24 protein-coding genes are annotated in these 24,342 nt (G+C 31.0%); 8 read left to right on the top strand and 16 right to left on the bottom strand.

The window, feature by feature from the left end:
• Position 1 precedes the first annotated feature (1 nt).
• From feoB to L8V77_RS02370, 7 genes are all read right to left on the bottom strand, one after another.
• The gene (feoB, locus tag L8V77_RS02400; RefSeq protein ID WP_263706533.1) at positions 2-2,026 is read right to left on the bottom strand and encodes a ferrous iron transport protein B; all 2,025 of its coding nucleotides are present in this window, start codon (positions 2,024-2,026) and stop codon (positions 2-4) included.
• Positions 2,026-2,253: a FeoA family protein gene (locus L8V77_RS02395; RefSeq protein WP_039625344.1), complete on the bottom strand. Its 228-nt coding sequence runs from the start codon at positions 2,251-2,253 to the stop codon at positions 2,026-2,028. The genes feoB and L8V77_RS02395 overlap by 1 nt, the downstream gene beginning before the upstream one ends.
• Positions 2,254-2,345: 92 nt before the next feature.
• The gene (locus L8V77_RS02390; protein WP_263706532.1) at positions 2,346-3,686 is read right to left on the bottom strand and encodes an MmgE/PrpD family protein; all 1,341 of its coding nucleotides are present in this window, start codon (positions 3,684-3,686) and stop codon (positions 2,346-2,348) included.
• 6 nt (positions 3,687-3,692) lie between these two features.
• Positions 3,693-5,057, bottom strand: a complete 1,365-nt coding sequence (gene purB / locus L8V77_RS02385) for an adenylosuccinate lyase (RefSeq protein ID WP_047207977.1) — start codon at positions 5,055-5,057, stop codon at positions 3,693-3,695.
• 3 nt (positions 5,058-5,060) lie between these two features.
• On the bottom strand, positions 5,061-6,230 hold the full coding sequence (locus L8V77_RS02380) for a trans-sulfuration enzyme family protein (protein ID WP_263706530.1): 1,170 nt from the start codon (positions 6,228-6,230) through the stop codon (positions 5,061-5,063).
• Positions 6,231-6,243: 13 nt separating this feature from the next.
• A complete protein-coding gene (gene dcuC / locus L8V77_RS02375) occupies positions 6,244-7,683 on the bottom strand; it encodes a C4-dicarboxylate transporter DcuC (RefSeq protein WP_263706529.1) in 1,440 nt (479 codons plus the stop codon).
• A gap of 3 nt (positions 7,684-7,686) precedes the next feature.
• Entirely contained in the window at positions 7,687-8,049 is a 363-nt protein-coding gene (locus tag L8V77_RS02370; RefSeq protein WP_012661024.1) for a Rid family detoxifying hydrolase, read from the bottom strand.
• 167 nt (positions 8,050-8,216) lie between these two features.
• On the opposite strand from L8V77_RS02370, the gene L8V77_RS02365 reads away from it, so the two are divergent.
• A complete protein-coding gene (locus L8V77_RS02365; protein ID WP_039617503.1) occupies positions 8,217-8,891 on the top strand; it encodes a YheO-like PAS sensor domain-containing protein in 675 nt (224 codons plus the stop codon).
• Between the two features lies 1 nt (position 8,892).
• Here L8V77_RS02365 and L8V77_RS02360 read toward each other — a convergent pair whose 3' ends face one another.
• The 4 genes from L8V77_RS02360 to L8V77_RS02345 are packed head-to-tail and all read right to left on the bottom strand — an operon-like array spanning position 8,893 to position 13,635.
• Positions 8,893-10,224: an anaerobic C4-dicarboxylate transporter family protein gene (locus tag L8V77_RS02360; RefSeq protein WP_263706528.1), complete on the bottom strand. Its 1,332-nt coding sequence runs from the start codon at positions 10,222-10,224 to the stop codon at positions 8,893-8,895.
• The gene (gene argH, locus L8V77_RS02355) at positions 10,224-11,627 is read right to left on the bottom strand and encodes an argininosuccinate lyase (protein WP_263706527.1); all 1,404 of its coding nucleotides are present in this window, start codon (positions 11,625-11,627) and stop codon (positions 10,224-10,226) included. The genes L8V77_RS02360 and argH overlap by 1 nt, the downstream gene beginning before the upstream one ends.
• 60 nt (positions 11,628-11,687) lie before the next feature.
• Complete coding sequence (locus L8V77_RS02350; protein WP_263706526.1) at positions 11,688-12,158, bottom strand: ankyrin repeat domain-containing protein; 471 nt, start codon at positions 12,156-12,158, stop codon at positions 11,688-11,690.
• 52 nt (positions 12,159-12,210) lie between these two features.
• Positions 12,211-13,635 (bottom strand): catalase, encoded by a 1,425-nt coding sequence (locus L8V77_RS02345; RefSeq protein ID WP_263706525.1) that lies wholly within the window; start codon positions 13,633-13,635, stop codon positions 12,211-12,213.
• Between the two features lie 243 nt (positions 13,636-13,878).
• On the opposite strand from L8V77_RS02345, the gene L8V77_RS02340 reads away from it, so the two are divergent.
• The 3 genes from L8V77_RS02340 (at position 13,879) to acpS (ending at position 15,483) form a co-directional block, all read left to right on the top strand.
• On the top strand, positions 13,879-14,517 hold the full coding sequence (locus tag L8V77_RS02340) for a transcriptional regulator (RefSeq protein WP_257403836.1): 639 nt from the start codon (positions 13,879-13,881) through the stop codon (positions 14,515-14,517).
• Between the two features lie 64 nt (positions 14,518-14,581).
• Positions 14,582-15,127: a flagellar basal body-associated protein FliL gene (gene fliL / locus L8V77_RS02335; RefSeq protein ID WP_404842191.1), complete on the top strand. Its 546-nt coding sequence runs from the start codon at positions 14,582-14,584 to the stop codon at positions 15,125-15,127.
• Positions 15,127-15,483, top strand: coding sequence for a holo-ACP synthase (gene acpS / locus L8V77_RS02330; protein WP_263706523.1), 357 nt, complete (start codon positions 15,127-15,129; stop codon positions 15,481-15,483). The genes fliL and acpS overlap by 1 nt, the downstream gene beginning before the upstream one ends.
• Before the next feature lie 10 nt (positions 15,484-15,493).
• On the opposite strand, the gene fabG is transcribed toward acpS, so the two are convergent.
• On the bottom strand, positions 15,494-16,237 hold the full coding sequence (fabG, locus tag L8V77_RS02325) for a 3-oxoacyl-ACP reductase FabG (protein ID WP_263706521.1): 744 nt from the start codon (positions 16,235-16,237) through the stop codon (positions 15,494-15,496).
• A gap of 14 nt (positions 16,238-16,251) precedes the next feature.
• The gene (gene gpmI, locus L8V77_RS02320; protein ID WP_263706519.1) at positions 16,252-17,730 is read right to left on the bottom strand and encodes a 2,3-bisphosphoglycerate-independent phosphoglycerate mutase; all 1,479 of its coding nucleotides are present in this window, start codon (positions 17,728-17,730) and stop codon (positions 16,252-16,254) included.
• Between the two features lie 78 nt (positions 17,731-17,808).
• On the opposite strand from gpmI, the gene mraY reads away from it, so the two are divergent.
• Complete coding sequence (gene mraY / locus L8V77_RS02315) at positions 17,809-18,867, top strand: phospho-N-acetylmuramoyl-pentapeptide-transferase (protein ID WP_133319598.1); 1,059 nt, start codon at positions 17,809-17,811, stop codon at positions 18,865-18,867.
• Positions 18,867-20,066 (top strand): UDP-N-acetylmuramoyl-L-alanine--D-glutamate ligase, encoded by a 1,200-nt coding sequence (gene murD, locus L8V77_RS02310; protein WP_263706517.1) that lies wholly within the window; start codon positions 18,867-18,869, stop codon positions 20,064-20,066. The genes mraY and murD overlap by 1 nt, the downstream gene beginning before the upstream one ends.
• On the opposite strand, the gene L8V77_RS02305 is transcribed toward murD, so the two are convergent.
• Positions 20,058-20,921 (bottom strand): LysR family transcriptional regulator, encoded by an 864-nt coding sequence (locus tag L8V77_RS02305; RefSeq protein WP_263706515.1) that lies wholly within the window; start codon positions 20,919-20,921, stop codon positions 20,058-20,060. The genes murD and L8V77_RS02305 overlap by 9 nt on opposite strands.
• Before the next feature lie 105 nt (positions 20,922-21,026).
• On the opposite strand from L8V77_RS02305, the gene L8V77_RS02300 reads away from it, so the two are divergent.
• Together L8V77_RS02300 and L8V77_RS02295 are read left to right on the top strand one after the other, a co-directional pair.
• Entirely contained in the window at positions 21,027-22,064 is a 1,038-nt protein-coding gene (locus tag L8V77_RS02300) for a YeiH family protein (RefSeq protein WP_263706513.1), read from the top strand.
• A 126-nt stretch (positions 22,065-22,190) separates the two neighbouring features.
• A complete protein-coding gene (locus L8V77_RS02295) occupies positions 22,191-22,793 on the top strand; it encodes a BspA family leucine-rich repeat surface protein (protein ID WP_263706511.1) in 603 nt (200 codons plus the stop codon).
• A 12-nt stretch (positions 22,794-22,805) separates the two neighbouring features.
• Here the strand turns inward: L8V77_RS02295 and L8V77_RS02290 are convergent, their stop codons facing one another.
• Both L8V77_RS02290 and L8V77_RS02285 read right to left on the bottom strand, forming a co-directional pair.
• Positions 22,806-23,495: an ion channel gene (locus L8V77_RS02290; RefSeq protein ID WP_263706509.1), complete on the bottom strand. Its 690-nt coding sequence runs from the start codon at positions 23,493-23,495 to the stop codon at positions 22,806-22,808.
• Entirely contained in the window at positions 23,495-24,331 is an 837-nt protein-coding gene (locus tag L8V77_RS02285) for a universal stress protein (RefSeq protein ID WP_263706507.1), read from the bottom strand. Before L8V77_RS02285 ends, L8V77_RS02290 begins: the two co-directional genes overlap by 1 nt.
• Positions 24,332-24,342 lie beyond the last annotated feature (11 nt).

The raw sequence follows: 24,342 nt of genomic DNA, 5'->3' as shown, positions 1-24,342 counted from the left end.
ATTAAATTATCAATTTAGTAATATTAATCCCTACAAAAGCAACCAAATACGCACATAAAGATGTAAATATAAAAAGATACCATGCATATTTTTTATTTCCCGCTTCTTTAGCAAAAACTATAGTTGCTGCAAAACAAGGATTATAAATCATAACAAAAAGTATAAAAGCTACTGCTGTATTAAAAGGGATGTTTTCTTTTATGGCTTTTTGTAAATTTAAACTTGTCTCATCAACTTCATCCCCTAAAGAATAAAGCACACCCATAGTAGAAATCATCACTTCTTTAGCAGCTAAACCACTTACCAAAGATACACTAAGTTTCCAATCAAAGCCAAGTGGTGCAAAAATAGGCTCTATTGCTTTACCAAATTGTCCAAGATAACTATTTTCTATCTGAAGCTCTTGAGTTGAAGCATTTTGAGTATTATTTTCTTGTACAGGAAAATTACTCGCAAACCAAATAAGCAAAGAAGCTATTAAAATAAATGTTCCTGCTTTTTTTAAATACATTTTGGCTTTGTTAAACACCATAAACCATACCAAATTCCAATTTGGCATTCTATATTTTGGCATTTCCATTACAAAGGGTTCATCTTGTCCTCTAAAAGCGCTCATTCTTAAAATCTTAGCTGCAATCAAACCCAAAAACGCACCTAAAAGATAAATCCCAAAAAGATAATTTCCCGCCACATCAACAGGAAAAAACACTCCAACAAAAAGCACATATACAGGAAGTCTTGCGCCACAACTCATAAAATTAATAATAAAAAGAGTTAATAGTCTATCTTTTTTATTTTTTAAAGTTCTTGTAGCCATAAATGCAGGCACTGAGCAACCAAAACCCGTGATTAAAGGGATGAAACTTTTACCATGTAAGCCAAATTTGTATAAAATTCCATCTAATAAAAATGCAACCCTAGCCATATATCCAGTTGTTTCAAGCAAGGCTATACCAAAAAATAAAATCATAATATTTGGTAAAAAAGTTATAACCGCACCAACCCCACCTAAAACACCATCAGCTAAGGCTGAAGCGATAAATTCATTGCTAATATTATTTTTTACCATATCACCTAAGTTAGTAAAAAACATTTCTATATAATCCATAGGGATTTGACCCAAAGTAAAGGTTAGTTGAAATAAAGCCCACATAAAAAACAAAAATATAGGAATTCCTAAAAATTTATTGATTAAAATAGAATCTATTTCTTTGGTATGATTTTTATACTTAACACCCTTACTTAAAACCTTAGCACATATACCATTTGCAAAAGCAATCAGTTCTTCTTTAAAAATACTTTCTATATCTTTGCTATGATATGCCATATAAATTTTTTCTAAAGCTTCATCAAGTATTTTTCTCAAAGTGTATGAAATGACTATATTAGCTTCATTTTTAAGCAAAGCAAGTGCTAAATCTTTTGTAGAAAAATCTAAATATGTAATTTCATTTTGATTTAAAAATTCACTTATTTTTGCAAGTTCTTCTTCTATAATATCACTATAAACACGCTCTTTGACTTCAAATTTAGCTTCATGAGTTGAAATGATTAAATCCAAAAGTGCATTTAGATTTTCTTTAGTTTTAGCACACACGCCAAGACAAGGTGTATTTAGAAGTTGGGATAAAATTTTAAAATCTATACTAAAACCTTCATTTTTAGCTTCATCTTGCATATTTAAAGCCATAATCATTTTGATTTTAGCTTCTATTAAAGATGCACTCAAAATCAAATTACGCTCTAAATTTGTAGAATCAAGCACATTTACTACAAGATCGAATTTACCCTTGTTTAAAAAATCTTTTGTAATTTTTTCTTCTTCGCTATAACCATCTAATGCATAAGTTCCTGGTAAATCTATAAATTTAAACTCATATTTTTTATAAAATAATCTAGCTTCAGCCTTTTCAACCGTAACACCACTAAAATTTCCAACTTTCATATTAGCTTTGCAAAGTGCGTTAATTAATAAACTTTTACCAACATTTGGCTGACCTACTAAAGCAATGATGATTTTTTTCATTAAAACTCTTTTGAAATTTGTATTATTTTTGCTTCACTTGAGCGTAAAATCACGCAAGTTGTATCAAGTTCTACCATGATAGTAGAATTTGCTATAGAAGAGCGAATTTTTTTAACTTTTTTGTTTTTTGCAAAGCCAAAACTAAAAAGTCTTGCTTGGAGTTGTTTATCTGCTTCAAAGCCTACTATAATAGCTTCTTCATTATCTTTTAATGTATCTAAAGTCATGTTTTTCCTTACAAAAACTAAGATAAAACATTATATAAAAAATTAAATTATTTATTTTTTAAAATAATAAGCAATCTCAAAAAATGAGATTGCTAGAAATCAAAATCATTTAGATTTTCTAAATTTTGAAGCTTTTTGACTAATTCCTCAGCCTTTTCTAAAGAAAGTGCTATGCTAGCATTAGAAAGAAATTTATCTTTTAATTCATCAAAACTTAAAGGATTATCAAAATTTCCTTTATTAATCAGTACATCTTTTTTAATTACTCTTCCATCATTTAAAACAGCTTCTAAATGTCCTGGAAAGTATTTAGGGAAACCGCTAGATTTTTTCTTTTCATAGCTAATTTTTTTAGCAAATTCTATTAGTTCAGCTCTATTTAAATTTTCATAAGATTTTAAAGTGATCTTACCATCAAAAAATGCCAAAGCCATTAAAAAAGGCATGGAAAATTTAGCAGCATAAGCACTTTGTGGAGTGTATTTTGCTTCTATTGGATCACAGATAAATGAAATTGGCACCTCATCTACAAAACAATGCAAACTTTTGATATCTTGTGCTTTTAAGTCATCATTTCTTAAACTCATAGCACAATCAATAAGCCCATGTGCAAAATGACAGCTTGGATAAGGTTTTAATGATACTTGCATTACTTGCCAAATTTCATTCAAGCCCTTACAAAGTTCATTTTTATCACACTCATCTTCTAAGCCAAAAGTTCTAAAGATATTATCCCTTCCTTCAAATATACTCAAAGGTCCACTCATATTAGCTTTTGCGAAATTTGCTACTAAAATTCCATTTTTCAAAGCATTAGCTATGTGTAAAACTTTAGAATTAGAACCATTAGATAAAAACTCATTTACCCCACTTGCAAAACTTCCTGCTAAACCCAGAGCATTGATGATTTGTTTTTTGTTTAAATCAAGTAAAACACAACTTGCAGCTACACTACCAAAAATTCCTGCTATAGCTGTAGTATGAAAGCCGCGTTTATGGAAACTTCCTTTGCTTGCTATACCCACTCTAGCAGCAATTTCCCAACCAACTATAAAAGCTTTTAAAACTTTTTTTCCATCTTTACTTACGCTAAATCCATAAGTTAAACAAAGCGGAGTTAAAATAGCACTAGCGTGCAAAATAGCTTCAGTATGAGTATCATCAAAATCAAGGGCATGTGCTGCAATAGCATTTACCATCGCAGCATAAATTACATCAAGCTTTTTATCCCCACTCCAAATTTTTTCACTAGGATTTACGCTTAAAGCTTCAAAAGCCTTAGTTGCATTTAAAACACAAGCTTCATTTTTAGCAGCTAGGGCTGTTCCTAGTGCATCAAGCATAAGCTCTTTTGCTCTTTGCTTTACTTCACTAGGAATAGCTTCATAGTCTAAATTTACGATAAATTCGGCTAGTTTTTCACTTAAATACATTTTTTCCTACTTTAGAATTGGTGCATTAGCAATTTTTTCTAAGAACTCATCAACTAATTTTGGTGCATAACCTACATAAGTTGTAGCATCCATTAAAACATCAATATCTTTTTCACTTAAAACCTTGCTCACACGCTCATCTTCAAGCAAAACTTCTTTGAAAGTCTTATGATTTTCTATGCCTCTCATAGCATTTTCATAAACAATTTCATGTGCATGTTGCTTACCATAATGATCACTCAAAGCAAACATCACACGTTCTGCTAATACAAAGCCATTAAGCGTATCAAGATTTTTTAACATTTTGTCTTTTTTAACTTCTAAATCATCAAAGACAAATTTCATATTTGCCAATACTACTGAAAGCATTAAAAACGCTTCTGGCAAAAGCTTCCATTCCATTTTCCATACTTGACCATCTCTTTCATGCTCATGTCTTTCTATATCACTTAAAATTGCAATATTAGCTCTTAGAGCATTACTCACAGTCACTGCGTTTTCACTTACTGCAGGATTTCTTTTATGAGGCATAGTAGAACTTCCTACTTGACCTTTTCCAAAAGGCTCAGCAATTTCATCGATTTCATTGTGAGCTAAGATTAAAAGTTGATGTGCGATTTTGTTAAAGGTTGCATTGATATTACCTAAAACATAGCCAAGCTCAATGAAACGATCTCTTGCTGGTTGCCATGAGATATCAGGAACTTCTAAACCTAAGCTTTCTAAAGTAAGTTTTTCTACTTCATTAGCCTTATCACTTAAACTTGCTTTAGTTCCCACTGCACCTACGATTAATCCTACATATAATCTTTTTTCAAGTTCGATAATTCTTTCATAATGGCGATTAAGCTCACTAAGCCAAATTGCAACTTTGTGTCCAAAAGTTATAGGTAAAGCTTGTAAAGCTAAGGTTCTTCCCATCATCGCAGTGTTTTTATGCTCTTTTGCGATTTTTGCTAAATTTTTAGCTATATCTTTTAAATCTTGCTTGATTAAAGCCATAGCTTCTTTAAATTGCAAAACTAAGCCTGTGTCAATGATATCTTGTGTTGTTACACCAAAATGTACATATTCACCAAGACCATTTTCACAAGCTTTTTCCAAACCTCTAACAGTAGGTACTAAAGGGTGTTTAGTCTTTTTAAACTCAGCAAAAATAAAATCCATATCCATAAATTTATAATGCGCTTTTTTAGCTATTTCTATAGCTGCTTCATTAGGGATAATGCCAAGTTTTGCTTGAGCTTTTGCTAGGGCAGCTTCTACATCAAGCCATTTTTGAATTCTATTTTCTTCACTAAAAATAGCTCTCATTGCAGGGGTACTCCAAGAATCTTGAAGCAACCTCATATCAAATACACTCACACCCATGTTTTATCCTTTAAAATTTATTTTTTCAAATGCTTGTTTTAAATCAGCAATCAAATCCTTACTATCTTCAAGACCTATATGAAATCTCACAAAAGGCCCTCTAGCACTCCAATCTGTTGCCGTTCTTGGTGGAGTAGTAACAGTAGCTAAACTCTCATATCCACCCCAGCTTGCACCGATTGAAAAATACTCTAAATTATCTACAAACTCAATGGCTTGTTCTTTTGAAATACCATCTGCAAATTCAATCGTTACCATACCATTAGCACCTTTATGATCGCGCATAAAAACTTCGTGGTTTGGATGAGTTTTTAATTTTGGATAAAAAATTGTTTTAACTTCTTTTCTACTTTGTAGAAACTCTACTGCCTCATCTGCACTTTTTTCATGAGCTTTCATTCTTACATCTAAAGTTCTCATACCACGAAGCACCAAATAAGCATCATCAGGACTTGTAGTAAATCCTAAAGCTTCTGGTAATTTGTCAAAATTTTTCCATTCTTTTTCATTAATTACTACTATACCCATAGTAACATCTGAATGCCCACTTAAGTACTTAGTCGCTGCAATTACTGAAATATCTACTCCAAGCTCAAGCGGATTTAAAAAATACCCACTTGAATAAGTATTATCAATCGCTACTGGTATGTTATGTTTGTGTGCAATTTCACAAAGTTTTGGCAAATCTATGATTTCATAAAGTATAGAACCTGGGCTTTCACAAAGGATTAATTTTGTGTTTGGTTTAATTTTTTCTTCTACATCGGAAGCATCAGCTTTTAAAAAGTCAATTTCTACACCCATTTTAGTTAAAAATAAATCACAAATTGTTCTAACAGGTCCATAAATAGCATCAGTGATTAAAAAATGAGCATCTTTGCTAGCATAATTTAAAAGCACCATAGCTAGCGCTGCAAGTCCTGTTGGGAAAAGTTGCGCTCTATGGCCTCCTTCAAGCGCACAAATTAGTTTTTCAAGTTCAAAATTAGTCGCTGTTCCTCTAGCACCATAACTTAAAACACGATCTGTTTTTCTTAGCTCGCGGTATTTTTGCCAAGTTGCATGATCTTTAAAAAGTATAGTTGATGCACGCATTAAGGTTGGATTAACTGATCTTACTTCAGCATTTTGATCGCCTCTTCCTAGATGGATTAATTTAGTTTTGTTGTTCATTTTGTACTCCTTTTTATAGATAAATATAAGTCATAATCACATTAACAATAGCAGCTACAAGCATAGGAACAGCCGTTCTTTTTACAACTTGTAATGGATTTACTTTAGCCATAGCTGAAATTGCCAAAATAGCAGGTGCGATAGGCGAAACACATCTACCAAAACCTGTCATGATTTGAATAGGTGCTATCATAGCTATGGTTTCAACGCCAAAAGATTTTGCTATATTTGGGATAAGTGGCGCAAAAGAGAAAAATGCTGCATTTCCTGAACCCATTAAAAATGCACATACAGCAAGCAAAATAGAAACTGCTATAATAATAGCAAGCACTCCAAAACCTGCATCTTTTGCAAAACCTATTAAAGTATCCACAAAGCCAACTGATAAAAGTCCGCTTGCAAAAACTTGACCACAAACGATCAAAGAAACTGTGATTACAAACAAATGCCCCATACCTTTGAAAAATACCATAATAGAATTTAAAGTATCAATCAAACTTCTATAACGAATGATTTCAAAAATAATCGCTATAAAGGTTGAAATCATCATAGCAACTGGTACATTCATTCTAATAGCAGTAGATGAAGCCGCTTTAACCTCTTCCATAGTGGTAAGCCCCATTAGCACCATAATGCTATCTAAAACACTACTAAAGCCCAAAATCAATACTAAAGGTATAATAGGTAAAATCGCATAAATTCTAGGTGGCTTTTTAAGCTCTTCACTTTTGCCATCATGTTCTGCTAATTCTTTTTCAACATCATCACGGTTAAATGTGAAATTTTCTTTTTTATCAAAATATTTTGAGCAAAAATAAATCGCAATACCTACTGCTATGATAATAGGCACAGTTGTAGGAAGCTGATAATGTACAAAATACACCGCTGGATCAATTTCAGCTGTTTTTGCAGCCAAAATCACATTACCACTACCTGGGCCATGGTCAATATATTGACAAATAGCAATAATTGAAAGTGCAGAAAGTTTAGAAACACCTGAGCGCACCAAAATAGGATACATTGTAACCATAAGCAAAAGTGCTAAACCTGCATGTGAAGGTATAAAAAGCACTAAAAACTGGATTACAAAATATGAAACTAGCAATAAAATATAAGGTGATTTTACTGCCTTTAAAGGTCTTTCAAATACTTTAAATAAAGCATAGCTTGCACCCACATGATCCATATAAGCAGAAAATCCTGCTATACACATTAAAGTAAGTCCAAGCCCTGCTAGAGTACTTGACATTTTGGTATTTACTACTTGGAAAATATCAAAAAGACCTAAATGTAAAGATTGCTTTTCACTAATAATAGGAGAAAGTCCAAAAATTCCTGCTAAAGTTAGCAAGAATAAACCACTTAAAAGCAACGCCATATGGGCGTTGATTTTTTTATAGAGCATAAATACAAGTAAAAATACAGAACATCCTGCAAAAAATAAACCCAACATGCTCTATCCTTTATGAGCAATAACCTCTATCTCCACTTTAGCACCCTTAGGAAGATCTTTTACCGCAAAAGCACTTCTTGCAGGATATGGAGCTGCGAAAAATTCAGAATAAACCTCATTGAAAGCCACAAAATCATCAATGTTTGCTAAAAAACAAGTTGTTTTAACTACATTATTAAAATAAAGATTATTTTCTTCTAATATAGCCTTAATATTTAACAATGATTGTCTTGTTTGTTCTTTCACATCTTCACTTTCTATATTTCCGCTTTCTGGATTAATAGGAAGTTGCCCTGAAATAAATAACAAACCATTAGCTTCTCTATAAGCTGAATATGGTCCTATAGCCTTTGGATAATTTGCCATGTATACTCCTTGTGTTTAAATGAAATCATAATATAATATTATCATCATAATAATAAATTGTCAATATTTTTTTATCATAATAATAATTTTTTTTATTGTTATAATTATTAACAACTTTGATGAAAATATTATGTAAAATAACAAAAAACAACAAAAAGGTCTAGATCATGGATGAGCAACAAAAAGAATTATTTATCAAACTCACTCAATTTTTAGGACAGGTGCTTGGGGATCAATATGAAATAGTTTTTCATGTGATTGCACCTGAGGGTTCATATATTGCAGCCATTGCAAATAACCACATTAGTGGAAGAACCATTAATTCTCCATTAACTTCTTTTGCAAGTGAGCTTGTACAAGAAAAAGAGTATTTAAACAAAGATTTTTTATGTGATTATAAAGCAAAGGTTGGAAAGTCTAAGATTGTTACTGGATCAACTTTTTTCATTAAAAATCAAAATAAAATCGTGGGAATTTTATGTATAAATCACGATACCACAGAGCTTAGAAATGCTATTAGTAAAATCATAGAACTTGAAAAAATCAATGATTTTAGTGATTTGTTAGATATTCATAATCAAAACAATGTAAATTTACACAATGTGAGTAATATAGAAACACTTAGCCATTCTATAGAAGATATTTTAGCTGAAAACATAGACTTAAAATATTTAAATTCAGGATATAGCTTAAGCACTGAGCAAAAAGATGAAATTATTAAAAAGCTTCATTCAAAAGGAATTTTTAACATTAAAGGAAGCATACCTATAGTTGCTAAGTCGCTTAATATATCAGAACCTAGTGTCTATAGGTATTTACAAAAACTTAAAAACAATCTCTAAGCTAAAATACAAGCTTAGAGATAAAATAACCTGCAATAGTCGCACTAATAATCAAAACAAAACCTGGTCTTAAATAAGAGTGATTGATCACAAATTTACCTATTTTTGTTGTGCCTGTTCTATCAAAAGCCACACATGCTATTTGATTAGCTCCTGGGACTATAAAATCTCCGCTCACACAAGGATAAAGCACAATAAGAATTTGAGGAGGAATTCCCAAACTCACACCCAAAGGCATCAAAGCAGCTACTGTTGCCGAAGGAGAAAAAATCACCATAGAAAAGGCAAATAAAGCCACCCCAAATAAATACGGATAATCCTCTACAATATGCGATAAAGAATCACTAAATAAAGGCTTATAAGCTTCAAAAAATGTTCCTGTCATCCAAGCTATACCAAAAACCCCTACAACTCCTATAAGTCCTGATCTAAATACCGAAGCTTCACCAAGTTTATTAGCAGGAACTTTAGCAAAAAGCATAATCAAACAAGCTGTTGCAAGCATGATCATTTGGATTAAATTTGGAGTAGAAAGTCTTTCTATTTTGCCATTTGCAAGCTCATAATGAGGCAATAAATTTGTAAAAGTACCAAAAAAAATAATAGTTAAAATCCCTAAAGCAAAAATATACAAAGACCTTTTAGCCATAGGATCATGCTCGCTGTCTTTATTTTGCAAATCTTCACTTAAGAAATGATATTCTCCTGCTCTTACTCTTTTTTGAAATTCCTCATCTTGCTCAAGCTCTTTTCCTCTTTTTAAAACACTCAAACAAGCAAGAAACACACCTATAAAAAAGGCTGGTAAACTTACTATTAGAATTTGCACTATTGTTGTACCACTAAAAGCTAAAACAGCCACCATAGCAGCAGTAGCTGCACTCATAGGTGAAGCTATAACGCCAATACCTGCTGCTACAACTGAAACCGAAAGCGCTCTTTCGGGACGAATTTTAGCATCGGCTGCCACTTCAGCAATCACTGGATAAATAGAAAAAGCTACATAAGTAGTACCGCAAAAAATCGTAAAAGCAGAGCTAATCAAAGGTCCCATAAAAACAATAGCTTGAGGTTTTTTCTTTAGAATTTTCTCTGCTATTTTTACTAGTAAATCAAGCCCACCTGCGCTTTGCAAAACACTCACACAAGTAATCACAGCAAGTATAATAAACACAACACTCACAGGAAGTGAAGCTGGTTGCATACCAAAGACCAAAACCAAAATACACATACCAAGCCCACCTGCAACCCCAAGTCCTATACCACCATATCTACCACCTATGGCTATCATAGAAAAAATGATGAAAAATTCTAATAAAAAAATAACATCCATTAATCTTGTACCTTATATTGCTCCAAAAGTTCTTTTGCATGTTTAATTTGCTCTAATACTACTTTAGTTCCTGTACCACCATAAGATACTCTTGCATCTATACAAGTTTCTAAAGCAATTGCCTCATAAATATCTTCTTGGATATTTTCATTAAATTGATGAAATTCCTCCATGCTAAGTTCTTCAAGCATTTTTCCATGTTTAATACAATAATTCACAGCACCACCAACTATACTATGAGCTTCTCTAAATGGTATATTTTTTCTTACTAAATAATCAGCCATATCTGTGGCATTTGAAAAGCCTTTTGCAGCTGCTGCTCTTGTATTATTAGCATTTACTTGCATTTTTTCTATCATAGGAGTTATGATTTTCAAACTTGCCATTAAAGTATCCATAGAATCATAAACTTGAGCCTTATCTTCACTCATGTCAGTATTATAAGCAAGTGGAATACCTTTCATAATAGTTAGCATTGCCATAACATTGCCATACATTCTACCTGTCTTACCACGCATTTTTTCAGCTACATCAGGATTTTTCTTTTGAGGCATTATGCTTGAGCCTGTGCAAAAATCATCACTTAATTCTATAAATTTAAAATCTTGACTTGAAAAAAGTATAAGCTCTTCACAAAAACGACTAAGGTGCATAAAGCACATTGCAGCCACAGAAGTAAATTCAACCATATGATCTCTATCACTAACGCTATCAATGCTATTTTCTGTTGGTTTTGCAAAACCTAATTCTTTGGCACAAAAATGTCTGTCTATATTAAATGTGGTTCCACCAAGCGCAGCTGCTCCTAAAGGACACTCATCCATTCTTTTATATAAATCTTCAAAACGAGAATAATCCCTACTTAACATCCAAAAATACGCCATGATCCAATGTGAAAAAAGCACCGGTTGACCGGTTTGTAAATGTGTATAACCTGGCATAATAGCTTTGATATTTTTTTGAGCTTGATTGATGATTTCTTCTTGCAAAGCAATAATTTGATTTAAAATTTCTTTTATAACGGCTCTCATATGCATTTTTGAATCAAGCGTAGTTTGATCATTTCTACTTCTTGCAGTGTGAAGCTTTCCACCTACTGGACCTACAATTTGTGTCATTCTTTTTTCTACAGCCATATGAATATCCTCATCAGCTATATCAAAAACAAAGGTTCCATTTTGAATTTCTTCTCTAACTTGCTCTAAACCCTTGATGATAGTTTTTGCTTCATCTTCTTTTATAATGCCTTGTTTTGCAAGCATAGTGCAATGAATTATACTTCCTTGTATATCAAAAGGAGCAAGTCTTGGCTCAACTAATAATGAAGCAGTGTATTCTTCAACTAATTTATTTGTAGGTAAATCAAAGCGTCCACCCCATAATTTCTCTGCTTTTTGTGACATATTTATCCTTCTATTTGCAAATAAAAGGATAATTTTATAATTTTTATTTTTTCAAAGAGTTTAACTTTTCTTTCTTTTAAAAATTTTCAACACAGCAAAAGCTATTTTTTTAAGAAAATTTTTTTTAGAATGCTTTGCTAAAAACTCTACTATATCTCTATGCCCAAACATTAGTGCAAAAGTAAAAGGTGTCATACCAAGACCATTATTTTCATCAATATTTGCTCCATATTCTACCAAAAGCTTACACATAGGCAAATACCCTTTAAAACACACCCCCGCTAATGGAGTTTGCCCTCTGTCATTTTTCTCATCTACCCTAGCATTATTTTCTAGTAAAAACTTAGCACATTCATAAGCATTATGATAACTTGCAAGCATTAAGAGACTATCGCCTTTGTGATTTTTTAAATTCACACTCAAACCTGCTTCTATCATAATCTTTAAATTTTGCAAATCATTTTTTCTTGCATAATCAAAAGCCATGGCACAAAGTTCTTGAATTCTTTTTTCTTCTTCGTTGCTAAACATATTTTTCCTTTTATAATCTTTAGTTTGCCACTTTTAAAGTGGCAAGTAAAAATTACATTTTCAAAGCTTTTTTAATGCCATTTGCATATTCACTTGAAATTTTTTCAAAATGACTTAATGCTCTAGCAATAATTTTTTCATCAACCCCACTCATAGAAGCAGCGATATTTTTAAATAATTGCTCTTTTTGATCTTGGTTCATTATATCAAACAAGGCTCTTGGTTGAGTGTAAAAATCATCATCAAGTGGAGCATATCTTTGCGCGCTACCTTCAAGTGCTAAGTCAGGCTTAAGATAGCTTTTATCTTCTTTTGGGCTATCATCATAACTATTTGGCTCATAGTAAGCAAGGCCATTTTTATAAGTGTCAAAATTCATAGCTCCTGCTACATTATAAGTATTTACTTCACTTTTTGCACGATTAACTGGCAACAAATGATAATTTGTCCCTATGCGATATCTGTGTGCATCAGGATAAGAAAAGATTCTAGCTTGTAGCATTTTATCAGGACTAAAACCAATACCAGGAACGATATTACTTGGACTAAATGCAGCTTGTTCTACTTCATTAAAGTAATTTTGTACATTTTTATTAAGTACTAATTCACCTACTTCAATTAAAGGCACAATACTATGTGGCCAAACTTTAGTTAAATCAAAAGGATTAAAACCTAGTTTTTCTGCTTCATCTTCTTTTAAAACTTGAATTTGGAAAGTCCATTTTGGAAAATCTCCTTTTTCAATAGCTTCATATAAATCTCTTTGATGACTTTCTCTATCATTTGCTATTAAATTTGCCGCTTCTTCATTGGTTAAATTTTTAATGCCTTGCTTGGTTTTAAAATGAAATTTCACCCAAAATCTTTCATTTTTATCATTAATCAAACTATAAGTGTGACTTCCAAAACCATGCATATGACGATAACTTGCAGGAATTCCCCTATCACTCATTAAAATAGTAACTTGGTGTAAGCTTTCAGGACAAAGGCTCCAAAAATCCCATGCAGCATTATTACTTCTTAAATGAGTTCTTGGATCTCTTTTTTGAGTATGGATAAAATCAGGAAATTTATACGCATCTCTTATAAAAAATGTCGGAGTATTATTACCTACTAAATCCCAATTTCCTTCTTTGGTATAAAATTTAATCGCAAAACCTCTTACATCTCTTTCAGCATCAGCTGCACCTGCTTCACCTGCAACGGTTGAAAATCTTATAAATAAAGGTGTATTTTCTCCAAGCTGTAAAACTTTTGCTTTAGTATATTGAGAAATATCTTTAGTAATTTTAAGTTCTCCATAAGCACCACTTCCTTTTGCATGTACTGTTCTTTCTGGAATTCTTTCTCTATTTTGATGAGCAAGTTTTTCAAGCAAAATATAATCTTGCATTAAAAGTGGACCTTTAGCACCCGCACTTAGTGAATTTTGATTATCAGCTATGATATTTCCAAAATCATTTGTTAGTTTTTTCATTGTGTCTCCTTTTTAAATAATAATTTTTATTATTTGATAAATTATATTCCTATATTATTAAAATAAAATTAAACGATAAAAATTATCATTATTTAAAAAATGATTATAAAATTCTTATTTTTAAAAAAATAATCTTTTTTTAAGCATAAATATTTTTATTTTGTAATAAAATTGTTAAAAAATAAGAATAAGCATTCTTATTTTAAATATTTTTACTACAAAATTAATAAAAAAGGAGAGCTTATGGATAAAGAAACAAGAACTTACTATATTAAATTAGTTAAATTTCTTGCAGAAGCCTTGGGTAGAAATTATGAAATAGTCTTGCACGATGTAAGCGAAGATGGAGCCAATATAGCAGAAATTGCTAATAACCATATTAGCAAAAGAACTATAAACTCACCTCTAACTGGTTTTGCCATTGAAATGATTAAAAATAAAATCTATTTAGAGCGTGATTATATAACACATTATAAAACTTCAGCTAAAAGCTCACAAGCAATGTCAGGCTCTACTTTTTTTATTAAAAAAGATGAAAAACTCGAAGGTTTGCTTTGTATTAATCATGATACCTCAGCGTTTAAAAAAATCTCTGATGAAATTTTAAATCTTGGAAATATTTATGATAATGCTTATGAAAACCCTGAGCAAGAAAATAAAGAATATATTAAACTTGATTTAGAAGAAATTGTCGAAGATATTTCGGGTATGGATATAGAAAGTTTTAAAAATAAAAGCTTAAAACCAAAAGAAAAGCAAAAAATGATAGCTAGTTTATATGAAAAAGGTGTGTTTAATGTAAAAGGTGTTATTCCTAAGGTTGCTGAACTTTTAGGTATTTCTGAACCTAGTGTTTATAGACATTTACAAAAGATTAAATAATCATAATTTAAAAAAATTGTAATTTTTGATACAATAACACTTTAAATTTAATAAAAGGAAAAATATGGCTGATGATATGATGGATGAACAAGGCGAATCAAAGAAAAAAGGTGGCAATACTTTAGTAATTATTATCGTTGTATTTTTATTTGTATTTTTACTTGTGATTGTAGGAGCGATTGCTTATTTAATGTTTAGCGGTGGTTCTGAAGAAAATCCTGCTCCGCAAGCTGAAGAAAGCGCACAAGTTGCACAAGCTCCTAAAAAAACAAATGCAGTAGCGGCTAGAGGAAGTGATTATGCAAATATTGGAGTGATGTATCCTTTAGCACCTTTTACACTAAATTTATTAAGCGATGGTGGATCAAGATATGTAAAATGTACCATTCAACTTGAACAAAATGTTGAAACTCTAACCCCAGAACTTGATAAAAAAGTTGCTATTATTAGAGATATTATCATTAGAACTTTAACTTCAAAAACCTTTGAAGAAGTAAGCACCACAAAGGGTAAAGAAAGATTAAAAGATGAATTAACTGGTAAAATCAATGAGGTTTTAACTGATGGTTTTATCAAAAATATTTATTTTACTGACTTTGTAGTATCTTAATGATAGGCTGTGACATAGTTGTATGCTCTCGCATAGAAAAAATTTATGAAAGACATAAAACGCTTTTCTTGGATAAATTTTTATCCAAGCAAGAGCAAAGTTATATAAAAAATACCAACACTCTAGCAGGATTTTGGGCTATTAAAGAAGCTGCTTCTAAGGCTTTGGGGGTTGGAATTTCTAAAGAATGTTCTTTTTTTGACATCATCATCTCTAAAGATGACAAAAATGCTCCACATATTAGTTTTTCTCAAAAAGTCATACAAGAATTTAAAATCAAATCAGCAAGTGTAAGCGTAGCACATGATGGGGGTTTTGCTATAGCAGTAGTGGCTATAGAAACTAAGCAAGGTTAAAACCTTGCTTTTACATATAAAGCCCACCGTTGACTTTTAAAATTTCTCCTGTGATATAAGAAGAATGATCGCTTAATAAAAACGCCACAGCTTGAGCTACCTCGCTTGCATCCGCAAAACGCTTTAAAGGGATATTGTTAATATAATTTTGTTTTATTTCATCACTTAAAACTTCAGTCATATCACTTTTTATAAAACCTGGAGTAATGCAGTTATATCTTATATTTCTTGCTGCACCTTCTTTAGCAAAAGATTTTGTTAGAGCTATCATACCGCCTTTACTAGCACTATAATTAGTTTGGCCTGCATTTCCCATTTCTCCAACTATAGAAGCGATATTTACAACCGCACCAAAACGTTTTTTGCTCATAGTTTTTAACGCCTCTCTACAACCTAAAAAGCTTGAATTTAAATTAGCATTAATCACTGAAGAAAAATCATCCATGCTCATTCTAAGCGCTAGTTTATCATTAGTAATACCCGCATTATTAACTAAGTAATTAAGCTCACCATCACTTTCTACTATAGTTGCAATAGCACTTGTAAATTCTTCTTCAACGCTTGCATCAAATTTAATCACAGCTGCAGTGCCACCACTTTTTTCTATCTCTTCTTTTAACGCATCAGCAAGCTCAGGCTTACTTCTATAATTAATCCAAACTTTTAAGCCATGACTTGCTAATTCTTTAGCTATTGCTGCACCTATACCTTTACTTGCACCTGTTATTAAAACATTTTTTCCACTAAATTTCATTGTTCTCCTTTAAATTAAAATAAAGCCTCATCCATTTCTTTTGGGATAGGCAAGTTTAAAATTTTAAGCACACTTGGTGCTATATTACTAAGCCCCATACCTTCTTTAAGCTTTTCTACTCCTTTAGCTTCCACAAAAGCAAAAACATCAAAGGTCGTGTGATTAGTAAGCATATTTTCATTTTCATCCCTCATTGCTTCACAATTTCCGTGATCTGAAGTAATAATAAAAGCATAATCATGCTCTCTTGCTTTAGCAATAACCCTACCCAAACACTCATCCACACATTCAACCGCACTAACTGCAGCTTCAAAATCACCCGTATGTCCTACCATATCACCATTTGCAAAATTTACTACGATAAAATCCATACCATTTTCTATACCCTTAATCACTTCATCTGCGACTTCTTTAGCACTCATTTGAGGCTTTTCATCGTATGTTTTTACCTTAGGACTTGGGATTAAAACTCTTGTTTCATTACACTCTAATTCTTCTTTTCCCCCATTAAAGAAAAAAGTTACATGAGCGTATTTTTCTGTCTCAGCTGTGTGAAGTTGGCTTAAATTTGCATTAGCTATCACAGAAGCTAAGGTATTATTTAATTCTTCTTTTTCAAACATCACAGGCAGTTTAAAACTCTCATCATACAAACTCATAGTAATAGCATTTTTTACAAGTACTTCTTTTGGAAATTCATTAAAACTTTCTTGGGTTAAAGAAGCAACTAATTGACGCATTCTATCATTTCTAAAATTGATAAAAATCACACCATCTTCAGCCTTAATTCCATCAAAGTTTTGACTAATAACTGGGGTTAAAAACTCATCTGTAATATTTTCATCATAGCTTTTTTGTATAAATTGCACAAAATCATCACACTTTTGTGCCTTAGCAAATAAAGCATCATAATAAGACTTAACCCTATCATAGCGCTTATCTCTATCCATAGCATAAAATCTTCCCGATAAAGAAGCAAAATTAATCCCTTCTTTTTCGCAAAATTCCTGTAAAGATTTTATAAATTCTAAACCTGAATTTGGAGGACAATCCCTACCATCACTAATTGCATGCGCAAAAACTTCTTTATTTTCTTGCTTACAAATTTTTAAAAGCGCATTAAAATGCGTATGCATAGAATGCACCCCACCATCACTATAAAGCCCTATAATATGTACTCTTTTGCATTTTTGCAATAAATCTTTTAAAGCCTTATTATCTTTTAAAGTATCATTTTCTATGGCTTTATTTATCTTGACTAAATTTTGATAAATTATGCGTCCACTACCTATACACATATGCCCTACCTCGCTATTACCCATTTGACCTTCAGGTAGACCAACTGCCAAACCACTTGTTTTTATCAAAACATTAGGGGTATTTTCAAAAAGCTTATCATAAGTTGGCTTTTTAGCATGAAAAAAAGCATTATAGTTTGAATTTGTATTATGTCCTATACCATCTGTGATTATCAAAATACATTTTTGACTCATTTTTTACTCTTTTTTATAATTTATTTATGTGATTTTACTAAAATTATGCTTTTAAAAAACAAATACAAGGTTAAAATTTTGCTTTATCTTACAGAATATACAAATTATATGTTTTTTTCTTATATTAGCGTGCGTGCTGGTTTTGCATTTTTTATCGCTTTATTTTTGAGTTTGTATTTAATGCCAAAATTTATCAAATGGGCTCAAAATAAAAAAGCAAATCAACCTATTTATGAATACGCTCCACAATCACACCAAGCTAAATCTCACACTCCTACTATGGGTGGGCTTGTTTTTATCTTTGCCACTATCATAGCAAGTGTTTTAAGTGCTGATTTAAATAATAGTTTTGTAATTGTTGGATTATTATGTTTGGTATTATTTTGCACTATAGGTTTAGTGGATGATTTAGGGAAAATTTTAAAAAAAGACAATCATGCAGGGCTAAGCCCAAAAATGAAGCTTCTAGGACAATTTAGCGCTGCTTTTATCTGTGTTGGTTTATTGTATTTATTTGATATAAATACTGAATTTTATTTACCTTTTTACAAACATGCTATTTTTGATGGTGGTATGTTTATGTTGTTTTTATGGATTTTAGTTATTGTATCAAGCTCTAATGCTGTGAATTTAACCGATGGACTTGATGGGCTTGCAACTGTGCCTTCTATATTTTCTCTTTTAAGCCTTGGTGCTTTTTTGTATTTAAGCGGAAATGCTATTTATAGTTCTTATTTATTTTTACCTAAAATTCAAGGCCTAGGAGAACTTGTGGTAATAAGTGCAGCTTTAGTTGGTGCGCTTATGGGGTTTTTGTGGTATAACTGCTATCCTGCGCAAGTTTTTATGGGAGATAGTGGGAGTTTAAGCATAGGGGCATTTTTAGGCTATCTTGGTATAGTAAGTAAAAACGAAATTTTGCTTTTGCTTATAGGTTTTGTATTTGTTTTAGAAACTATTTCAGTGATTTTACAAGTAGGAAGTTTTAAAATTTTTAACAAAAGAGTTTTTAAAATGGCACCCATTCATCATCATTTTGAAAAAATAGGTTGGGTGGAAAATAAAATCATCGTGCGTTTTTGGATGATAGCCTTACTTGCAAATATTATTGCATTAATTAGTATAAAGTTAAGATAATGAAAATTTCACTTTTTGGATACGGAAAAACAACTAAAGCTTTTGCACAGCGTTTTGGAAATTGCGATATTTATGATGATCATTTTACAAGTATAAGTAAGGATGAATTTAACAATACACTTTTACCACCTTGTGAATTTGATCCTTTAAAAAGTGACTTAGAAATTCCAAGCCCTAGTTTTCCAAGCGATCATCATCTCATACAGCAAGCAAAAAATTTAAGTAGCGAGTATGATTTTTTTTATGATGGCATGCCAAAAAGCGTTTGGATAAGTGGAACAAATGGCAAAACCACCACCACTCAAATGACACACCATCTTTTAAAACACATCAATGCACAAATGGGAGCAAACATAGGAACTCCTTTAGCACAAATGGATACTAATGCTAAATTATGGATTTTAGAAAGCTCATCTTTTTCACTTTTTTACACCAAAATAGCTAAACCTGAAATTTATGCGCTTTTACCTATCACACCTGATCATCTTTCTTGGCATAAAAGCTTTGAAAATTATGAGCGAGCAAAGCTTAGCGTGCTTGAAAGAATGAATGAAAATGATGTGGTAATTTTACCTAAAAAATATGAGGCTTATCCAACCCATGCTTATGTTATAAGCTATGAAGATGAGCAAGATTTAGCTAAAAAAATGCAAATTGACTTAGAAAAAATTCATTTTAAAACTCCATTTTTACTTGATGCACTTATTGCCTTAAGTATAGAAAAAATCATACTAGATCGTTGTTCTTATGAGCTTTTAAACGAGTTTAAAATAGAAAAAAATAAACTTGAAGAAATATTTGATCATAAAAATAGACTTTGGGTAAATGATACTAAAGCGACTAATCTGGATGCTAGTTTAGCTGCTCTTAAACGCTATAAGGATAAAAAAATTCATCTTATCATAGGTGGGGATGATAAGGGAGTGGATTTAAGTGCTTTATTTGCTTTTATGAAAGAGCTTAATATAGAGCTTTATGCCATAGGAAAAAGCACTAATAAAATGCTTGAATACGCTAAAAATGCTAATTTAAAAGCACATTTTTGCGAGTTTTTACCTAAAGCAGTAGAAAAAATCAATCAAAACTTAACTAATGATGAAGTAGCCCTGCTAAGCCCTGCTTGTGCGAGCTTAGATCAGTTTAAATCCTATGAAGAAAGAGGGGAGCTTTTTAAAAAATGCATTCAAGAGCTAAACTAAATCTTTTTGAATGCAAAGTTTTAAAAACTCACATAAATTTATAAATTTCTTGCTTGGCTCTTTATTTTTATGATAAATCAAACAAAGCTCTCTTGAAATTTTAAAATTTTTTAATCTCACTTCAAATAGGCTTTTAGCTTCAAGCTCTTCATTGACGCTAAATTTAGGTAAAACTGCTAAAAAATCACCTTTTTTAACTAACTCTTTTATCATAGCAGTTGAGTTTAGCTCATAGACTAAATTAAGCTTTACATCTTTAGGTAAAGCATTTAAAAACACTTCTTTTGCACCTGAACCTTGCTCACGACTTAACCATTTAAAATCTTTTAATTCATCTATGAAAAATTCTTTTTTTAAGTCATTTTTACTCACTACAATAAGCTCATCATCACAAATTTTAATCTTTCTTATATCTTTATCTTTGCAAATCCCTTCAATCAAACCTATATCTATTTCTTTATCTAAAATATCTTTGATGATATTTTGGCTATTATCCAAAGACAAATTTAACTTGATATTTTCTGCCTTTTGATCTAAAAAAGATCCTAGTAAATAAGTACCTACATTTTGACTCACTTTCATACTTATTTCATAGCTTTGATCATCTTGCATTACTTTTTCAATACGTTCAAATTCTAAAATCAAAGGAGCGATTTGTTTTAAAAAAACCTTTCCTTTTTCATTTAAGCTTAAAAATTTAGCATTTCTATCAAAAAGCTTGGTGTTTAAACTTTTTTCAAGTTCAAATATAGCTAAAGACAAAGCAGATTGGGTTATATTTAATTCTTTAGCACAAGCTCTTAAGTTTAAATTTCTACACAAGGCTTGAAAATATTTTATTTGTTTAAAAGTCATAAGTACTCTTTTGATAAATATTTTTAATCATTATATCAAATAAAATTAATTTTACTTATCATAAAAAAATCATTAAGATTACAAAAAACAAAAAAAGGAAAACTCATGCATAAAAATATATATAAACATAGAAAATTTGAAGCTTTTTTACTGATTTTTACTCTTGCTTTTTGTGCTTTTGCTATTTCTGAGCTTAATTTTTTTAAAAATCTTGGAATTTCAGCTTTAATCGCAGCTGTGATTTTGGGAGCTTTAATAGGAAATTTAGCACATCAAAATGCAAATTTACTCAAAAAATCAGGAGTTTTAGGCATAGCAACAAAAGAAATTTTAAGACTTGGGATTATACTTTATGGTTTTAGAATTACTTTTAATGATTTAGAAAAAGTTGGATTAAATGGGATTTTACTAGCATTTTTAGTGGTATTTTCTACCTTTTTTATAGGGCTTTTGTTAGGAAAATTATTCAAACTTGATCTTAAAGAAAGCATACTTATAAGTAGTGGCTCAAGCATTTGTGGAGCAGCTGCTGTGATGGCTAGTGAAAGCATTGTTAAAGGTGGCTCTGCTAAAGTTGGCGTGGCAGTTTGCACTGTGGTTGTGTTTGGAACTTTGGGGATGTTTTTATATCCTTTGGCTTGGAATTTAGGCTGGTTTGATTTTTTTAGTTTAAAGCAAATGGGGTATTTCATGGGAGCAAGCTTGCATGAAGTTGCACATGCTGTTGCAGCAGGTGAAGCTGTACAAGCAGGAGATGGTGCTATCATAGAAAAAATGATGCGTGTTTTAATGCTAGTGCCTTTTTTAATTTTCTTAAGTCTTTTTTCATTGAAATTTCTAAGCAAAAATAATGAAAAAATCTCCATTAAAGCAAATATTCCTTACTTTGCTTTATGGTTTTTATTTGCTTGTGGTATTAGCTCACTTGAAATATTAAATACCGATTTTGCACTTAACTATATAAAACCAAGCATACAAACCATAGATACACTTTTGCTTTCTATGGCTATGGTAGCTTTGGGAGTAAATATCCATAAAAATGTTTTAATAAATGCGGGTTTTAAACCATTTTTAATGGCATTTTTTCTTTTTATATGGTTAATCTTTATATCAATTAGCTTAATTTTCCTATTAAATTTATAATATGTTTCATAATGAAACATATTATAGTATTTTATACTTTTTTATTAATTTAATATTTATTTTTTCTACTTTATATTTAAATAATATTATAATTATATTGTAATAAACATCCAAAAAGGAGCTAACATGTTTACGCCTAAAACTAAATGTGAATTAGTTGCTCTTGTTAGAGAAGAGCTTATTGCCTTAGATGAAATTGATGTAAGCTTAATTACGGATATGTCTTATTTATTCTACTATTCCACTAGGACTAACTTTGATGGTATAGAAAAATGGGATGTATCAAATGTTAAAGATATGTCTTATATGTTTTATTGCTGCAAAAGCTTTAATCATGACATTTCTAAATGGAATGTTAGAAATGTTGAAAACATGGAAGGAATGTTTTTTGATTGTGAATCTTTTGATCAAGACTTATCTTCTTGGAATATGTCAAATGTAAAAGATACTAAATACATGTTTTGTAATTGTCTTAAATTCAACCATAAAGTAGAAAATTGGGATGTGCATAATGCCATTACAATGGCACATATGTTTGAAAATTGCAAACAATTTGATCAAGATTTGTCAAGATGGGATGTACATAATGCTAAAACAATGGCGTTTTTATTGCACAATTGTACTAATTTTCACTATGATGTTAAAAAATTAGATATTGATAAAAATTGTAATATCCAAAAAATACTAGGACATGAAGAAATACAAAATAAATATGCTATAAAACATTAATCACAAGGTAAGCTATTGCTTACCTACTTGATTAATCCAAAGCCCCATAGCAATCACAACAATAACCTGCCCTAAAAATCCTTGAAATACGCTAAATAATCTTAACAAAGAACTAACAGGCGTTACATCACCAAAGCCTATCGTTAGCATAGTAACTCCGCTAAAATAATAACAATCAACCAAACCTTTTATTCTATTTTGAATTTGAGGTTTTAACTCATCATTTAAAGACCAAAAATTATGAATTCCTCTTATAGGTGTTTGAAATTGCACTTCTATAACTTTTTCTTGCAAATCCGCAATATCTAAATTTTCATTTTTTTGAGTAGCAATTAACATTCTATTGTAATTATCTACATCGCAAGAAAAATAATACAAATTTCCATACGCAAACCATATCAAAACATATGCATATAAAATAATAAAAAATTTTTCTTTAATATTAATCTTTCCACTAAAAGCAGCCCAAATACTAATAAGCAAAAAAACCATCAATGCCACAGCCACCATAATAGGAATAATATTTAAAATTAAAAATAAAATTTCAGAAGTAATTTTACCTGTTGCATAAATAGCAAGCTCATCAAATAAAAAACTACAAAACAAAGGCACCATAGCAAGCAAAGTCCAAACCAAGAGAAATTGTTTGGTGCTTTTGTGATAAATGCTAATATAATGATTTAAAAGTCTATGGTGCAACATTAGCGAATCAGCAATAAAGGTTTTTTAGCCTTAGTTAAAATATCATTTGTCAAACTACCAAATAAAATACTTTTTAACCAGTGATGTGAATAAGCTCCCATAATCAATAAATCTATATCATTTTGCTCACCAAAATCAAATAAAGCCTGAGTAACCTCTCCATTTAAATGCTGAGTTTGCACATTTAAATTTGCTTCTTTAAAAATTTGACTTACTTGAGTTAATAACTCATAAGAAGCTTTTTCATCTTTAGATACATTTACCACATAACGCTTTGCTTCTTTGAAAATAGGTCTTTTAATGGCTTGTTCTATGGCCTTTTTAGCCAAATTACTCCCATCATAAGCCATCATCACACTTTTAATCTCTTTAAAAGCAGAATTTACAAGCAAAATAGGCACATTTAAAGCTCTTACTAATTCTTCTGTATGAATGCCTATTTTGTTTTTCTTACCTCCGCCTTTTAAACCTGCTATGGCTAATCTTATTTGATCATTGTATTCTTTTAAAACCTCTTCCAAATCTCCATCTCTTTGCACACTAAAGCATTCTTTTACGCCTTGTTCTTTTGCATAAGCACAAAATTCTTCTAAAATTCTTTGCCCTTTTTTGCAAAGATTTTCATTTTTTTGACTTTGCTCTTCTACTAAATCTTCAATCACACATCCACTAGCGCCTATGCCAAAACTACAAGCTAATTCAGCATTAGTAAAATTTGGTTCTATGGTATATAAAAACATTAAAGGTAAATCTAGCTTTTTAGCTAAATACACCCCATAATGCAAACTTTCCCTACAAGGCTCTAAAACATCCACACAAACTAGAATTTTTTCCATTTAATATCCTT

Source organism: Campylobacter sp. IFREMER_LSEM_CL2127 (assembly GCF_025771745.1).
Taxonomy (GTDB): domain Bacteria; phylum Campylobacterota; class Campylobacteria; order Campylobacterales; family Campylobacteraceae; genus Campylobacter_D.
Note: the sequence above shows the minus strand (reverse complement) of the source record. Positions and strands in the feature narration are given on the sequence as shown.

Excerpts from the sequence above, each read along its gene's own strand:
- L8V77_RS02305 (WP_263706515.1), bottom strand. The coding sequence starts at position 20,921 with ATGACTTTTAAACAAATAAAATATTTTCAAGCCTTGTGTAGAAATTTA.
- L8V77_RS02350 (WP_263706526.1), bottom strand. The coding sequence starts at position 12,158 with ATGTTTAGCAACGAAGAAGAAAAAAGAATTCAAGAACTTTGTGCCATG.
- dcuC (WP_263706529.1), bottom strand. The coding sequence starts at position 7,683 with ATGTTGGGTTTATTTTTTGCAGGATGTTCTGTATTTTTACTTGTATTT.
- L8V77_RS02295 (WP_263706511.1), top strand. The coding sequence starts at position 22,191 with ATGTTTACGCCTAAAACTAAATGTGAATTAGTTGCTCTTGTTAGAGAA.
- L8V77_RS02300 (WP_263706513.1), top strand. The coding sequence starts at position 21,027 with ATGCATAAAAATATATATAAACATAGAAAATTTGAAGCTTTTTTACTG.
- fliL (WP_404842191.1), top strand. The coding sequence starts at position 14,582 with ATGGCTGATGATATGATGGATGAACAAGGCGAATCAAAGAAAAAAGGT.
- feoB (WP_263706533.1), bottom strand. The coding sequence starts at position 2,026 with ATGAAAAAAATCATCATTGCTTTAGTAGGTCAGCCAAATGTTGGTAAA.
- L8V77_RS02365 (WP_039617503.1), top strand. The coding sequence starts at position 8,217 with ATGGATGAGCAACAAAAAGAATTATTTATCAAACTCACTCAATTTTTA.
- L8V77_RS02370 (WP_012661024.1), bottom strand. The coding sequence starts at position 8,049 with ATGGCAAATTATCCAAAGGCTATAGGACCATATTCAGCTTATAGAGAA.
- fabG (WP_263706521.1), bottom strand. The coding sequence starts at position 16,237 with ATGAAATTTAGTGGAAAAAATGTTTTAATAACAGGTGCAAGTAAAGGT.
- L8V77_RS02285 (WP_263706507.1), bottom strand. The coding sequence starts at position 24,331 with ATGGAAAAAATTCTAGTTTGTGTGGATGTTTTAGAGCCTTGTAGGGAA.
- L8V77_RS02390 (WP_263706532.1), bottom strand. The coding sequence starts at position 3,686 with ATGTATTTAAGTGAAAAACTAGCCGAATTTATCGTAAATTTAGACTAT.
- murD (WP_263706517.1), top strand. The coding sequence starts at position 18,867 with ATGAAAATTTCACTTTTTGGATACGGAAAAACAACTAAAGCTTTTGCA.
- gpmI (WP_263706519.1), bottom strand. The coding sequence starts at position 17,730 with ATGAGTCAAAAATGTATTTTGATAATCACAGATGGTATAGGACATAAT.
- L8V77_RS02340 (WP_257403836.1), top strand. The coding sequence starts at position 13,879 with ATGGATAAAGAAACAAGAACTTACTATATTAAATTAGTTAAATTTCTT.
- L8V77_RS02395 (WP_039625344.1), bottom strand. The coding sequence starts at position 2,253 with ATGACTTTAGATACATTAAAAGATAATGAAGAAGCTATTATAGTAGGC.
- acpS (WP_263706523.1), top strand. The coding sequence starts at position 15,127 with ATGATAGGCTGTGACATAGTTGTATGCTCTCGCATAGAAAAAATTTAT.
- L8V77_RS02380 (WP_263706530.1), bottom strand. The coding sequence starts at position 6,230 with ATGAACAACAAAACTAAATTAATCCATCTAGGAAGAGGCGATCAAAAT.
- L8V77_RS02345 (WP_263706525.1), bottom strand. The coding sequence starts at position 13,635 with ATGAAAAAACTAACAAATGATTTTGGAAATATCATAGCTGATAATCAA.
- purB (WP_047207977.1), bottom strand. The coding sequence starts at position 5,057 with ATGGGTGTGAGTGTATTTGATATGAGGTTGCTTCAAGATTCTTGGAGT.
- L8V77_RS02290 (WP_263706509.1), bottom strand. The coding sequence starts at position 23,495 with ATGTTGCACCATAGACTTTTAAATCATTATATTAGCATTTATCACAAA.
- argH (WP_263706527.1), bottom strand. The coding sequence starts at position 11,627 with ATGTCACAAAAAGCAGAGAAATTATGGGGTGGACGCTTTGATTTACCT.
- L8V77_RS02360 (WP_263706528.1), bottom strand. The coding sequence starts at position 10,224 with ATGGATGTTATTTTTTTATTAGAATTTTTCATCATTTTTTCTATGATA.